12 protein-coding genes are annotated in these 13764 nt (G+C 66.0%); 7 read left to right on the top strand and 5 right to left on the bottom strand.

Going from position 1 to position 13764, the window contains the following annotated elements; genetic code table 11:
• Nucleotides 1-35: 35 nt before the first annotated feature.
• The 3 genes from GFD25_RS04390 to GFD25_RS04380 form a co-directional block, all read right to left on the bottom strand.
• Entirely contained in the window at nucleotides 36-1166 is a 1131-nt protein-coding gene (locus tag GFD25_RS04390; RefSeq protein ID WP_163230330.1) for a 5-methyltetrahydropteroyltriglutamate--homocysteine S-methyltransferase, read from the bottom strand.
• 113 nt (nucleotides 1167-1279) lie between these two features.
• Complete coding sequence (locus tag GFD25_RS04385) at nucleotides 1280-2329, bottom strand: cation diffusion facilitator family transporter (RefSeq protein WP_163230328.1); 1050 nt, start codon at nucleotides 2327-2329, stop codon at nucleotides 1280-1282.
• Between the two features lie 185 nt (nucleotides 2330-2514).
• Nucleotides 2515-4116: an ABC-F family ATP-binding cassette domain-containing protein gene (locus tag GFD25_RS04380; protein ID WP_163230326.1), complete on the bottom strand. Its 1602-nt coding sequence runs from the start codon at nucleotides 4114-4116 to the stop codon at nucleotides 2515-2517.
• Between the two features lie 208 nt (nucleotides 4117-4324).
• Here GFD25_RS04380 and pcp point away from each other — a divergent pair, with 208 nt between their 5' ends.
• Both pcp and GFD25_RS04370 read left to right on the top strand, forming a co-directional pair.
• Nucleotides 4325-4975, top strand: a complete 651-nt coding sequence (gene pcp, locus GFD25_RS04375) for a pyroglutamyl-peptidase I (protein WP_163230324.1) — start codon at nucleotides 4325-4327, stop codon at nucleotides 4973-4975.
• A gap of 213 nt (nucleotides 4976-5188) precedes the next feature.
• Nucleotides 5189-5995 carry a M15 family metallopeptidase gene (locus tag GFD25_RS04370; protein WP_163230322.1) on the top strand — a complete coding sequence of 269 codons (807 nt, stop codon included), beginning with the start codon at nucleotides 5189-5191 and terminating at the stop codon, nucleotides 5993-5995.
• Here GFD25_RS04370 and GFD25_RS04365 read toward each other — a convergent pair.
• Both GFD25_RS04365 and GFD25_RS04360 read right to left on the bottom strand, forming a co-directional pair.
• Nucleotides 5992-7419 carry a sensor histidine kinase gene (locus GFD25_RS04365; protein WP_163230320.1) on the bottom strand — a complete coding sequence of 476 codons (1428 nt, stop codon included), beginning with the start codon at nucleotides 7417-7419 and terminating at the stop codon, nucleotides 5992-5994. The two genes, GFD25_RS04370 and GFD25_RS04365, sit on opposite strands and share 4 nt — an antisense overlap.
• Nucleotides 7416-8087, bottom strand: coding sequence for a response regulator transcription factor (locus tag GFD25_RS04360; protein ID WP_163230318.1), 672 nt, complete (start codon nucleotides 8085-8087; stop codon nucleotides 7416-7418). Before GFD25_RS04360 ends, GFD25_RS04365 begins: the two co-directional genes overlap by 4 nt.
• A 157-nt stretch (nucleotides 8088-8244) precedes the next feature.
• Here GFD25_RS04360 and GFD25_RS04355 point away from each other — a divergent pair, with 157 nt between their 5' ends.
• The 5 genes from GFD25_RS04355 (at nucleotide 8245) to GFD25_RS04335 (ending at nucleotide 13764) form a co-directional block, all read left to right on the top strand.
• Nucleotides 8245-9030 (top strand): hypothetical protein, encoded by a 786-nt coding sequence (locus GFD25_RS04355; protein WP_163230316.1) that lies wholly within the window; start codon nucleotides 8245-8247, stop codon nucleotides 9028-9030.
• A gap of 82 nt (nucleotides 9031-9112) precedes the next feature.
• Nucleotides 9113-10174 carry a peptidoglycan-binding protein gene (locus GFD25_RS04350; protein WP_163230314.1) on the top strand — a complete coding sequence of 354 codons (1062 nt, stop codon included), beginning with the start codon at nucleotides 9113-9115 and terminating at the stop codon, nucleotides 10172-10174.
• Complete coding sequence (locus GFD25_RS04345) at nucleotides 10171-10959, top strand: ABC transporter ATP-binding protein (protein ID WP_338024621.1); 789 nt, start codon at nucleotides 10171-10173, stop codon at nucleotides 10957-10959. Before GFD25_RS04350 ends, GFD25_RS04345 begins: the two co-directional genes overlap by 4 nt.
• The gene (locus GFD25_RS04340) at nucleotides 10952-12151 is read left to right on the top strand and encodes an ABC transporter permease (protein WP_163230312.1); all 1200 of its coding nucleotides are present in this window, start codon (nucleotides 10952-10954) and stop codon (nucleotides 12149-12151) included. The genes GFD25_RS04345 and GFD25_RS04340 overlap by 8 nt, the downstream gene beginning before the upstream one ends.
• 86 nt (nucleotides 12152-12237) lie before the next feature.
• Complete coding sequence (locus tag GFD25_RS04335) at nucleotides 12238-13764, top strand: DUF3375 domain-containing protein (protein ID WP_163230310.1); 1527 nt, start codon at nucleotides 12238-12240, stop codon at nucleotides 13762-13764.

Here is a 13764-nt window from a genome sequence, read left to right as displayed (position 1 = left end):
GTCGTCATGTCATGACGGCTCGCCGTGCGGCGAGATCAGTCGTGCCAGACCTCCTTGGCGATGGACTGCACGAGCGCGATCTTGGCCCACTGCTGCTCTTCGGTGAGCTTGTTGCCTTCCTCGGTGGACGCGAAGCCGCACTGGGTGGACAGGCACAGGCGGTCAAGCGGCACGTACTGCGCGGCCTCGGCGATGCGCGCCTTGATGACCTCCGGGTCCTCCAGTTCGGGCTTCTTCGACGTGATCAGGCCGAGCACGACCTTCTTGTCGCCCGTGACCTTGGCGAGCGGCGCGAAATCGCCCGAACGGTCGTCGTCGAACTCGAGATAGTAGGCGGCCACGTTCTCCTTGCCGAACAGCACGTCGGCCACGACCGAGTAACCGCCGGCGGACGCCCACGTCGAATGGTAGTTGCCGCGGCAGTCGTGCGTGGTGACGACGAGATCGGCCGGCAGGTCGGCGATCGCGGCGTTGTTCATCGCGGCGTACTGCTCCTGCATGGCGGCGAACTCCTCGGGCGTGTAGTGGGAGTTGAAGTTCGGATCGCAGAACATGCCCCACGTGCAGTCGTCGAGCTGCACGTTGCGGCAGCCTGCCTCGTACAGGGCCATGATCAGGCCGTGGAACGCGGCGGCGGTGTCGTCGGCCAGCTTGTCGTAGGCGGCCTGGTCGTCGCCGTAGAACTCGTGCACGGATTCGATGTTCTCCGGACGGAACAGTTCGGCGTACAGCTGGGAGGGGGAGGGAATGGTCTGGCGTGCCACGACCGTGTCGTCCTCGAAGGCCTTGAGGAACGCGAAGTGGTCGACGAACGGGTGCGTGCCGTCGAACGCGATCCTTCCGGACAGGCGGGCGGATTCGGCGCGGGTCACCTCGTCGTGGAACACGTAGCCCTGGTCGATGGCGACTTTCTCCACGCCGGCGAAGCCCCACATGCAGTCGAGATGCCACCAGCCGCGGCGGAACTCGCCGTCGGTGATGACATGCAGTCCGGCGGCCTTCTGCTTGGCCACCAGATCGGTGATGCACTGGTCCTCGACGGCCTTGAGCGCGGCGGCGTCGATCCTGCCGGCCTCATAATCAGCGCGAGCGGCCTTGAGCGCGGCCGGACGCAGGTAGCTGCCGACCACGTCGGCGCGGAACGGTGCGTTGTGCGAATATGCCATGGTTCCTCACGATCTTGCGCATCGGTTGCGCATGAGATTCGGTTGATACGTTGCGTAACCTTACCGCAACCCGGCCGACGAGAACCGGCATGCGTCCCGCACGCTGGCCGTCCCTACGCCTGCGCGACCGTGCCGCGGTGCGCCTCGGGACGGAAGACGTCGGGCTCGACGTAGATCTCGAACCGGTACCACGGCAACGCGCCACGCACCGACCGCTCGATCTTGTCGACCGTTTCCACGTCGTAGTCCCGGTCGAGCTTCGACGTTTCGACCTTGAGACACAGCAGGATGTCGTCCTCGGACATGTGGATCGTCTGCATGTTGAGCAGCCGGTCCACTCCGGGCGTCGATGTGACCGCGGCGACGATCTCGTCACGCGTCACCCGGTCGACGGTCTCGCCGAGCAAGAGCGAGCCGGATTTGAATGCGAGCAGCAGCGAGCCCGCGATCAATACCAGACCGACCATCAGACCGCCGATCGCATCCCACAGCTCGTCGTCGAGCACGATCGCCAGCGCAATGCCCGTGCCGGCGAACGCGAGGCCGATCAGCGCGAGCGTGTCCTCCATGATGACGGAGGCGAGCTCGGCCGACTTGGTGCGCCGCCAGAACCGGAAGATGCCCATGTGCGGCGTGCGCGTGCGCGCCATGCGCTCGTTTGCCTCCTTGGCGCTCGAATGCAGGCCGTAGCCTTCAAGGCAGGCGCTGACGACGACCACGACGAGCGCGGCCGTCAGTTCCATCTGGTTGGCGTCGCGCAGCGCGGGATCGGCGACTACTGCGACGATCTTCTTGATCGCCTCGGAGGTGGAGAAGAAGCCGCCGACGAAGAACAACAGCGTGGCGACGACGAACGACGCGAGATATTTCGCGCGGTACAGGCCGAACGGATGATCGCCGTCGGTGCGGTGTTTGGAGAAGCGGCCGCCGATCATGAGGACGATCTCGTTCGAACAGTCGGCGATCGAATGCACGGATTCGGACAGCATGGCCGATGATCCGGTGAATGCTGCGGCGCACAGTTTGGCGGCCGCGACGCCGATGTTCGCGGCGAGGGCCGCCTTGACGGCGGCTCCCGCATGCTTGGTCTGCTGTCGAATGTCCGTATCGCCGCTCAATGTCGCGGCGTCACCGGTCGCATGACGGTTTTGTGACTCATTCATGATTCCCCTCTTGCCCATGATGTGCCTGAAACACCACACATTGTAGGAGCATCGGGGGCCTGCGGCGAACGATGAAGGACGGTTGCGCGATAACGTGTGCGGTCTCAAGGCGTACCGAGGGAGGGCGTGCCTTCAGCACGTCGGCCGAGGAGCAACGCGGAGGACTCTCCGTTATCGCACAGCCGCTATTCTTCAGCAACGAGTTCGAGGTAGGAGTCGTTCCACAGATCCTCGTCGCCGTCGGGCATGAGCAGCACGCGCTCCGGGTTGAGCGCCTGCACCGCACCCTCGTCGTGGGTGACGAGCACGATCGCGCCCTCGTATTTGGCGATGGCCTTGAGGATCTCGTCGCGCGAGGCGGGGTCGAGGTTGTTGGTCGGCTCGTCGAGCAGCAGCACGTTCGCTCGGGAGGTGACCAGCGTGGCGAGCGCGAGTCGTGTCTTCTCGCCGCCGGAGAGGACACGGGCGGGCTTGAGCGCGTCGTCGCCGGAGAACAGGAACGAGCCGAGGATGGAACGCGCCTGCGTGTCGTTCAATTCCGGGGCGACGTGCGTGAGGTTCTCGAGCACGGTCGCGTTCAGGTCGAGCGTGTCGTGCTCCTGTGCGAAGTAGCCGATCTTGCAGCCGTGGCCGTATTCGACCACGCCCGTGTCGGGCTGTTCGATGTGCGCGAGCAGACGCAGCGTGGTGGTCTTGCCGGCGCCGTTGTAGCCGAGGATGACCACGCGCGAGCCCTTGTCGACGGCGAGGTTCACGCCGGCGAACACGATGTTGGAGCCGTACGCCTTGGAGATGTCCTTCGCCATGATCGGCGTGCGGCCGCAGGGTGCCGGCTCGGGGAAGCGGATGTCGGCGACCTTCTCCTTCTTCTGTGCTTCGGATGTGTTCTCGAGGAGCTTTTCGGCGCGGCGCATCATGTTCTGCGCGGCCACGGCCTTGGTGGCCTTCGCGTGCAGGCGGATGCCCTGCTTCATGAGGCGTTCGGCCTTCTTTTCGGCGACCTCGCGTTCGCGGCGGCGGCGTTCCTCGTCGACCGCACGCTGATGCAGGTACGCCTTCCAGCCGAGCGAGTACATGTCGATCTGACCGAGCTGCGCGTCGAGGTGCCACACCTTGTTGACGACCTCGTCCAACAGTTCGGTGGAGTGGGAGATCACGAGGAAGCCGCCCTCGAACTTCTTGAGGAAGCCACGCAGCCATTCGATCGAATCGGCATCCAGATGGTTGGTCGGTTCGTCGAGGATCAGCGTGTCCGCGTCGGAGAAGAGGATGCGGGCCAGTTCGATGCGTCGGCGCTGGCCGCCGGACAGGGTGCCCAGTTCACGGTTCATCACATCCTGCGGCAGGCCGAGGCTGTCGGCCATCGCGATCGCCTCGGATTGCGCCGCGTAGCCGCCGGCCTTGTCGAAGTCCTGCATGATCTTGTCGTAGCGGTTCATCGCGCGCGTCATCACGTCCGGATCCGGGTCGGTCATCTCCTTTTCGCATTTGCGCATGCGCGCGATGATCGTCGCGATGTCGCGCGCGCTCATCATGCGGTCGAGCGCGGTCTGCGTCTGATCCGCGGCGTGCGTGTCCTGCGGCAGATAGCCGAGCTTGCCGGAAACGCGCACCTTGCCGCCCGACGGCAGCATGTCGCCGGTGATCACGCGCGTCAACGTGGTCTTGCCGGCGCCGTTGCGGCCGACCAGACCGATCTTGTCGCCCTTGGCCACGTGGAAGTCGGTCGGGTGCAGCAGCGTGCGCGCCCCGATCTGAATCTCAAGTCCCTGCGCTTCGATGGCCATGCCTGTCAGTCCGTCCTTTTCGCTTGTCGTGCCGTCGTAATCATCGCGTTCCGTCAGAGCCCGCCCGCATGTCGTGCGGCGGGCAAAGTCCAACCGTCCACTATAGCGAAGGGGTGCCGAACATGCCGGCGGCGTCGCGCTACGCTGTGGCATGCGCGGGCCTCATGCGCGTCCGCGTCATCTTCCCATCACAGGCAAGGAGCGGTTCATGTCCAAGAAGATCCTCGTCACCGGTTTCGACCCGTTCGGCGGCGAACCCGTCAACCCCGCGTTCGAGGCCGTCAGACTGCTGCCGGACGAGATCGCCGGCGCGACGGTCGTCACGCTCGAGATCCCGACCGCGTTCACGCGCGGAGCGCAGGTCGTCGAAGAAGCGATCGAACGCGAACGCCCGGATTGGGTGCTGTGCGTCGGCCAGGCCGGCGGACGTTCGGCGATCACCGTCGAAAAGGTCGCGATCAACCTCGCCGAGGCGAGCATCCCCGACAACGACGGCGAGCAGCCGTTCGACACGCCCCTGCGCGCCGACGGCGACACCGCGTACTTCGCGACCCTGCCGGTCAAGGCGATGGTCAAGAACATCAATGACCACGGCATCCCCGCGTTCATGTCGTACACGGCCGGCACCTACGTGTGCAACGCGATCATGTACAACGTGCTCTACCTGCTCGATCGCAGGTTCCCCGGCGTCAAGGGCGGGTTCATCCACGTGCCGTATGCGGTCGAACAGGGCGTCGGCAAGGCGAACGGCACTCCGGTCATGGAGGTCGCGTCTATGGCCAAGGCCCTCGAATTCGCGATCGAGGCGGTCGCGACCGCGGAAGACGACGCGACCGAGATCATGGGCGAAACCCACTGACCGGCGCGCGGTTGAGACGGTCGGTGCGGGGTGACCCCTAAGGGTCGTTCCCGGACGGTCATCCCCAAGGATCAGGGTCGGTTCATCCCGCCGACCGATAGTGCGAAACCGTTGCGATTCCTACGATTGAAGGCATTGCAACGGTTTTCCGTTACGCGCGGATTCGGCTGTGCGCCAGCCGCGACGCGACCGTCGACAGGAAAGGGATGAACGATGACACGAACCACAACGGACCTCGTCGCATCGGGACGCATAAACGCGAACGGCCGCAATGGGCGTGCGGCATCCGGCAGGGGACCGGTGCGCAGTTTCGCGCGATACCGGTACGAGCGCATGGCCAAGGCCGTGGTGCGACTGGTCATCGCGGGCATCGCCATCGTGTCGATCATCGTCGGCGCGCTGTTCGCGCTGGGGCGCGCGGCCCATTGGGGCCCGTTCGCGCCGGGCATTCCCGAAGCCAGGTATTCCGCGCAATCGTGGAGCACGATCGTCGTCAACCGCTGGCATCGCATCCCCGACGACTATCCCGCGCCCGAGCTCACGCGGCTCGCCAACGGCCAGCAGGTCGATTCGCGCATCTACCCGGATCTGCAGCGCATGTTCGATGCGATGCGCGCCGATGGTCTCGATCCCGAGGTGACGGCCGGATACCGCACGCATGACGAGCAGCAGCAGATCATGAGCGACAAGGTCTTCCTGTACGAGAACCAGGGCATGAGCGCCAAGGACGCCGAACAGGAGGCCGGCAGGCTCGTCGCGATCCCCGGCACCAGCGAACATGAGATCGGCCTTGCCGTCGACCTGAACGCCGTCGGCGCGTCGGACGCGGACGCCAACCAGCGCGTGTACGACTGGCTCGCCGCGAACGCATGGCAATACGGGTTCATCCTGCGCTACCCGGACGGCGGAACCGACGTGACCGGCAACCAATACGAGCCGTGGCATTACCGGTATGTCGGCGCGGATGCCGCCAAGGACATCCACGACCGCGGCATCACGCTCGAGGAATACGCACGCTAACGAGGAAAACGGATCGCCGCGCGGAACGTAACGGGATCGGGCCGCGACAGCGTCAGCGTCGCTCCCATCGCGTCGCATGCGGCGTCCGCGATCGACAGACCGAGTCCCACGCCGGTCACGGCACTGATGCGCGAATGCTCGCCGCGATGGAACGGCTGGGTCAGCTCGTCAAGGTCATCGGGCAACCGTTCGTCGGTCGTGTTCGTCACGGTCAACGTCACGCCGCCGATGACGGTACCGTCGCCGGCGGCGGTGCCGTCATCGTGACCGGACTCGTCGCCTTTCGTCGTGATCGTCACGTCGATCGACCCGCCGTCCATGTTGTGCATGACGGCGTTGCGCACGAGATTGCCCACGGCCAGTTCCAGCAGCGCGCGGCCGGCGGCCACGCGCACGGCCGGCAGATCGTCGGCGTGCACGGTGATGCCGTGCGTCGCCGCGTCGTCCGCGACGTCGTCGATCATGTCGTGCACGCAGCCGGTCAGATTCGTCGTCCGGACGGTACCGGCCGTGCCGGCGGTGTCGTCCGTCGCGTTTTGCGGTGTCGTCCTGCCGTGCATGGCGGCATCAGCGCCATCGTTCGGCATATCCGGTTCCGGCCGATACCCGCCGATCGCGTCGTTCTGGATACGCGACAACGTGAGCAATGCCTGCACGAGCTGCGCGCCGCGACGGTTCGCGGCGAGCGCCCGACGCACGGACGGTTCCACGTCGGCCGGGAACCGTCCTTGGGAGAGCGGCGCGTCGAGGTTCGTTTCGACGGCGGCGATCGGCGTGCGCAGTTCGTGCGACGCGTTCGACACGAACCGCCGCTCGGCCTCGGACGCGGCCTGGACCCGGTCGAGCAGACCGTTGATCGACGTGACCAGCCTGCCGATCTCGTCATGGCCGTACGTGTAGTCGATCCGGGCATGCAGATCGTCCGGGCTGAGCGCCTCGACCTGACGGCCGACGCCGGCGACGCGGTTCGACAGTTTCGTGCCGACGATCCATGCGACGCCGAGCGCGAGCAGGCCGAACACGATCATCATGACGATGGACGACGCCCGCATGGTATTCACGAACGAGCTGGTGACCGAATCCACGGTTCTGGCGATGCCGAACGAGTATTGTGCCGAATCGGATTGGTCGAACACGTCGATGTTCGCCCCGTCGCCGAGCGCGACCGCGCCCTTATCGCATATGTCCTCCGATGCCGCATCCGGGGAGCCGGAACCGGTGCCGTCGGACGAATCGGACGGGTCGAACGAGGAGACGCACATGACGGCCATGTTCTGTTCGGCGGCGACATGGGCGACGATGACGTTCTGCGCGATGACGACGGCCGTCATCATCAGCATGGATATGACCGCTATGGACAGCACCATGACGGCCCTGAACGTGCGTGGCCTCAGCCGTGCGGCGATCGTGCGCATGCGGTTCATCGCAACCGGTATCCTTCCCCTCGGGTCGAGACGATCGCGTCGCGGTCGGCGAGTTTGCGGCGCAGCGAGTACACGGTGGTCTTGATCACGTCGGCCGGCTCGGCGGCGGTCGGATCGTCCCATACGGCCTCGTAGAGTTCCGGCACGTTCACGTAGCCGCCGTCGGCGCGCATGAGTTCGAGCAGCACGCCATACTCCTTCGGCGTGAGTTTGACGAGCGCGCGCCCGTGGTCGCGAAACACCAATCGTCGCGTCGTGTCGAGCGTGATGTCGCCGCGCGTGAGCACCGCCGCGGTCGAGTTGGACTTGCCGGCGCGACGTTGCAGCGCGCGGATGCGGGCGAGCAGTTCCGGATAGGCGAACGGCTTGGTCAGATAATCGTCGGCGCCGAGATCGAGGCCGCTGACCCGGTCGCTTACTTCGGCCGCGGCGGTGAGCATGATGACGGCGACGGGGATGCGGTTCGCGGCGATCGTCGCCATCACCGCGTCGCCCGAAAGCACCGGCAGATCACGGTCGAGCAGCACGATGTCGACGTTCTGGTCGGCGAGCGCCTGCAACGCTTCGGTGCCGGTCGCGGCAAGGCTCGTCGCGTAGCCTTCGTAGCGCAGCGCGTCGTCCAACGCGGCGGCCAGTTCTCGGTCGTCCTCGACGATCAGGATTCGCATGTCGTGCCTCTTTCGATGCGTGCGGTCTGGGGTGCTCCACCCATTATCATCCCCATCCTCCCGCTTTCTGGGTAATGCGAAGGTAAGACGGAACCTCACCGACACGCCACGGATGGCACGGTTGGATGGATGACGACACCGATCCCAAGGAGGAACCATGAACCGCAACCAGCGCATCCTGACCGTCGCCCTCACGTCCGCGCTCGCCCTGTCGGCGCTCGCCGGCTGCTCCACGCCGCTCACCGCGAACGGCGGTTCATCGAACGCAGCCGTCTCCGGGAGCGACACCACCGTGTCGACCGACGCGAACGTGAAGAAGTTCATCGCATGCCTGACCGGCAAGGGCATCGAGGCGCAGGCCGCGGCCGCCCCCGACATGTCCGGTTCGGCGGACGCGTCCCAAGCGCCGACGGTGAAGAACGCGGTCGAACTGCGCATGATCGACGCGGCCGGCAACCCGGTCCAGGTCGGTGGTGACTCGAACGGCATGACCGTCGACTCGGACGCGCAGCAACTGTATGCGGGCGCGACGTTCACCACCGTGGAGGATGACAAGGTGTGGGTCATGTTCAAGGACGCCACCGCGCTCGCCGGCAGCCCGTACGCATCCAAGCAACAGGACTATGCGGCGTGCCAGGCGCAGGTGCCGGACTTCACCCAGCCCGTGCAGGACGCGAACGCGCAGCCGGCCGTCTCCGACGCGCAGAAGCAGGCGGCGCTCGACTTCGCCAAGAAGGCGCGTGAGAAGGGCTACGGCTGGGTCGCCGACCCGGACGGCGACAATCCGACGACGATCATGATCCCGAAGACCGTGGGCGAGGAGGAGTTCCGCCGCTTCCTCAAGGACTGCCCGGTCGGCGACACGGGCGTCTCGTTCGGATTCGACGGCACGCCTGAAGAGTTCGGCTACGACTACACGCAGGTGATGCGCGACGCGCAGTGAGCGTCGGCGAAGGGGCGATGGCAACATGACACGAACGGAAGCGCGACGGTTTGGCACGCGACGCAGGATCATTGCAACGATCATGGTGATCATCGTCATCGCCGGACTGGCCGTGACATGCGTGGCGACGAAACCGTGGACCCTGATCGGCCTCCTGACCGCCGACGGGCGGTCGCCGTCGCGGAACGTCGATGTGACCACGCTGCGCACGCAGCCGGTCACCAAGGGCGTGCTCAATGCCGAAACCCGGCTCGGCGCGACCCTGCAATACGACAAGGCGAGCGACTTCGCGGCCGCGACCGGTACGATCACGCAACTGCCGGTCGCCGGCAAACAGATCAACACCGGCGAGCAGGTGTATGAGATGGACGGCGTGTCCGTGCCGCTGTTCCACGGCGAGCGCCCGTTCTGGCGTACCCTGCAGACGGATGTCTCGGACGGTCCGGACGTGACCCAGCTCGAACGGAACCTCGCCGAGCTCGGCTTCTTCGGCGGAGAGCCGGACGCGCATTTCGACTGGATGACCCGCGAGGCGGTCCGCCAATGGCAGCGTTCGCTGGGCCTGACCGGCGACGCGGCGGACGGCATGTTCCAACCGGCGTCCGTGGCCGTCGCCCCGTCCGCACCGATCCGCATCACGCAGGTCAAGGCGAAACTGGGGGAGTCGAACGTGAGTCCGGCCAGCTACACGAACGTCACCCTGCATGTCGAGGCCACGCTCACCGCCACGCAGGCCGCCACGTTCAAGGCGGGCGACAAGGCGCAGGTCGTATTGCCAGACAACACGACCATCGACGCGACGCTCGCCGCCGTCGACCAGGGCGGCCAATCCACCGGCACGGACGGGCAGACGACCTCGCCGTCGGCACGCATCGACTTCCCCGACCAGTCGCAGGTCGCGAAGTTCGGACCCGTGTCGGTGAACCTCGTCATCCCGAACGCGTCCGCATCGGCGAATACCGAAACGTTGATCGTGCCGGTGACCGCGATCGTCGCATCCGCCGGGAACACATACGCGGTCGACGTGGTGCGCGGAGACATGCTTATTCGTGTGCCGGTCGAGATCGGACTGGTCGCGAACGCACAGGTGCAGCTCACCAAGGCCGACGGGCTGAAGGCCGGAGACAAGGTGGTGGTGTCGTGACGGACGCACTGCTGACGCTCGAACAGGTCACCAAATCGTTCCCGGGCAAGGACGGGACGATGACGCAGATCCTGCATCCGACGACGCTGACGATCGCGCGCGGCGAACGCATCGCGATCGTGGGACCGTCCGGCTCGGGCAAGTCGACGCTGCTGTCCCTGCTCGGCACGCTCGACATGCCCACATCCGGCATGCTGCGATACGACGGCGACGATGTGACCGCGATGAACGAACGGCAACGCAGCGACCTGCGCGCCGCACGCATCGGATTCGTATTCCAGCAGTTCCATCTCATCGCCAGCGTATCCGCATTGGAGAACGTGATGGTCGGTCTGCAATACACGAACCTGCCCCGCGCGGAACGTCACGACCGAGCCGCCGCCGCACTGGAACAGGTCGGATTGGGACATCGTTTTCTCCATCGACCGTCGCAACTGTCCGGCGGCGAACAGCAGCGCGTCGCCATCGCACGGGCGCTCGTCAAACGGCCCGACATCATCTTCGCCGACGAGCCGACCGGCGCGCTCGACACCGACACCGGGCGCACGATCCTCGACCTGCTGTTCGATGCGGCCGACGGCGGCGCGAGCCTCGTCGTCGTCACGCACGACCCGAACGTGGCCGCACGCTTCCCCCGGCGGCTGCACATCCGCGACGGCGTGGTGCGCGAAATGACGGGGCAGCCGGCAACGGACTCCCATCAACCCGACGAAGCCGAGCGGCTCCCCCTGACAGGGACAACCGAACAAACGGCGATGACACGGAAGGATGATGACCATGCGTAAACCGTTGCGCACGCGCATCGCGGACCTCATGCACGCGGCATGGATCGGCGCGACAGGACGCGTCTCGCGCACCATACTCGCATCGCTCGGCATCGCGTTGGGCGTCGCCGCCTACGTGGCCCTGTCCGGCATCGCCGCATCCAACCAGGCCGCATTGCTCGCCCGGATCGACGCGCTCGGCGCGAACCTGCAGGTCGTGGCTCCCGGACAGGACGCCTCACGGCAGAGCATCCCGCTACCCGATTACGCGCCCGAAACGATCGCCCGGCAGCCATCCGTCGAACAGGTCGGCGTCTTCTACACGCCGCCCGAAAAAATCCAGATCTTCAAAAACCAGCTCGTACCGAAATCCAACGGCAACGCACTCGCCCTCAACATCATGGCCCCCGGCGCCTTGGACGCGCTCGGCGCGACCTACGCGCACGGCCACGGCATCGACCACAACAACGAGCACCTGCCCGTCGCGGTCCTCGGTTCCGAGGCCGCATGGCGACTCGGCGTCACCGACGTCGGCGACCGAGTGCTCATCGACAACGAATGGTACGGGGTCATCGGAATCCTCGACCCCCTGCCGCAGGCCGAAACGTTCAACACTTCCGCCATCATCGGCCGGGCGTGGGCGCTCGCACACTATCCCGACCAGGCGGCGAACATCGCCAGGATCAACGCGATCTGGGTACGCACCAAGCCCGGCGACGCCGAAACGTTGCGGCGTACGCTCGCCCACGCGGCCAACTTGTCCGGCGGCAACGTGAGCGTGACCGCATCCGCCGACCTGTCCAAGGCGCGCAACGCCACCAACGACTCGCTGACCACGCTCGGCCTCATGATCGGCATGATCGCGCTCGCCGTGGGCGGCATGAGCATCGCCAACATGATGATCGTCACCGTCATGGAACGTCGCGGCGAGATCGGCCTGCGACGGGCATTGGGCGCCACTCCCGGCAACATCCGCATGCAGTTCGTCACCGAGGCGGCCATGCTCTCCGCGATCGGCGGACTGGCCGGCATCCTCGTCGGCGCGGGCACGGCCGGCGGCGTGGCGCTCGCGGCCGGTCAACCGCTCGCCCTGGACTGGGCCGGCCTGCCGCTCGCATGGTGCGCGGCCATTATGGTCGGCGTCCTCGCCGGCTTCTACCCGGCCGGCCGAGCCGCCCGGCTCACCCCGACCGAAGCCCTGAGAAGCGAGTGACACGGTTCCCGGGATGGCTTCGGCCGGATTCCGGGAACCGACATGATAGCCTTGTAAGTTGCGGCAAGGAAAGCGAGGCTGGGTTCATGGGCGATGTCAGGCGGGAAATGGAACGGCTGCGGCCGGTCTACGAAACCGGAGTGCTCCGCCTGCTGCTGCGCAAGAACTCCATGATGTACGTGGCGCTATTGCGCGCCGCGTTCAACCCGCTGACGGGGGAACTGCCTCGCGAAATCCTCGAGGAACGGTTCGCGCAAAGCCTGTCGCATCTCATCGACGCCGGCGAATACACGCCGGAGGAAGATCAGGACCTCATCGCTGCGGCGCATCAGATCCTCGTCGACCTCACCCGCGAAGGCAACGGCGACTACGCGTGGCTCGCCAACTCGCTCGACATGACCTCGCACCGGTTCCTCTACCGGCTCACCGCCCGCGCCCACCGCGCCATCGAGGCATTGGGCCGATTGCAGGACACCACCAGCTCGCTGTCCGGCGCCCAGGCCAACAGCATCATCATGGAGATCGAACATGCGCGCATGCAGCTGACCGCCGATCCGGGCGAACGCATCCGCCTGCTCAAAGCGGAGATCGACGCACGCGAACGCGAGATCGAACAGATCCAACAGGGACGCCAACGCGAACGGCTCAGCGACGAGCAGGTCGAGGACATCATCGCCGTCGTCCACAAAACACTGCGCGACGTGCCGATCGATCTGCGCGAACTCGTACTCGCCGAACGCGACAACGGCGACGCGCTACGCCGACGCATGCAATCCGGCGACATGGACGTCAACGACAACCTCACCTCCTACCATGACGCGTTCCGCCGCTCGTTCAACGAATCCGACTCCGGACGCCGGTTCAACGACGCCTTCCAGGTGATCATCACCGACGAAGGACGCCAGCAGATCGACGACGCCGTCGCGGCCATAGCCAAAACACCGTATCTGGCCGGCGAATCCAGCGTGCTGATCGACCAGATCACAGCCGAACTCGAACGCATCTACAACGGCATCGAAGCGGTCCGCCAGCAGATACGCGTCTCCGACGAGGCGATCAGCCGACTCGTACGCCAGCAGACCGACACCAGATACCGCACCATGCTCGTCACGCTCAACCGCCTGTACACCAAGATCAGCGCGGCCGCGAAAGCGCATCCGAACGACGACCGACGCCCCTACCGCACGGACGTGGGCGACGTCACGTTCGCAGGACTGCCGACCCGGCCGGCGCGATCCATGTCCCGCGCATCGGTGCCCGGCCTCAGCGAACACGCCGCGCCGACCGGCATCCCCGAACCCGACATCCGATCCATGATCATCGGGGGAGGGCCGCGCGTACGGCACATGATCCGGCTCATCATGCGCAGCCCGGTCACCGTGACCGGACCGGACGGCGGCGAACGCGTCGACATCGCCGCCAGCTTCAACCGGTTGCCCGCCGACGAACGACGCGAAAGCGAAATCGTCGGCTTCCTGTCCGCACTCGCAACGGTCGACGGCGAGCAGACGGTCTGGCATTGCACATCGCTTGACGGCACTCCGCGCGACTGGACGACCAGACGGGTCACCGCCGGCATGAACGAACTCGACGAAACGCTCAAGGAAGGATGA

It is taken from the genome of Bifidobacterium aerophilum (genome assembly GCF_010667685.1).
Classification (GTDB): Bacteria; Actinomycetota; Actinomycetes; order Actinomycetales; family Bifidobacteriaceae; genus Bifidobacterium; species Bifidobacterium aerophilum.
The sequence above is the reverse complement of the archived record's forward strand: the minus strand, read 5'-3'. Positions and strand labels throughout refer to the sequence as shown.